This is a genomic window from Candidatus Hydrogenedentota bacterium (assembly GCA_016791475.1).
Taxonomy (GTDB): Bacteria; Hydrogenedentota; Hydrogenedentia; order Hydrogenedentales; family JAEUWI01; genus JAEUWI01.
In genome coordinates, this window is sequence record JAEUWI010000456.1 from 1 (window position 1) to 522 (window position 522).

A 522-nucleotide genomic window follows, 5' to 3' on the forward strand; every position below is an offset into this window, starting at 1 on the left:
GGCAACTCCATAGTAAGCATAGGGTCGGCAAATACTATTTTTGCTAATAGCTTAGGAGAGAATAATATTTTTTTCTGATGCGTTTCGTCATCGGCAATAATGGCGCTGCGGCCCACTTCGCTGCCGGTGCCTGCGGTGGTGGGCACGGTTACAAAGTGCGGAACATCATTCGTTACATACACATCGCCACCAATCAGGTCGTCATACTTAAACAAATCTTCGCGGTGGTTAATGCGCAGAAGAATGGCGCGCGCCACATCTAATCCTGCACCTCCGCCTATTCCTACAATGCAATCCGCTTTGTGTGCATCATAAGCATCTGTTCCGGCATACACATCGCTTTTAACAGGGTTCTTGTGTATGTTGCTGAAAACTTCCGCAGCAAACCCCTTCGCCTTTAAATCTTCTACAATGGCTTTGAAGAAACCAAGCTGTGCCACGTTAGGGTCAGTGACCACCAGCGGACGGCTGATGTTGTTTTTCTTTAAATAATCGGGAAGTTCTTTCACCACACCGGCTCCG

1 protein-coding gene is annotated in these 522 nt (G+C 47.9%); it reads right to left on the bottom strand.

Going from position 1 to position 522, the window contains the following annotated elements:
* Positions 1–522 (bottom strand): iron-containing alcohol dehydrogenase (locus JNK74_30220; GenBank protein MBL7650446.1); only part of this gene is annotated, 522 nt, incomplete at both ends.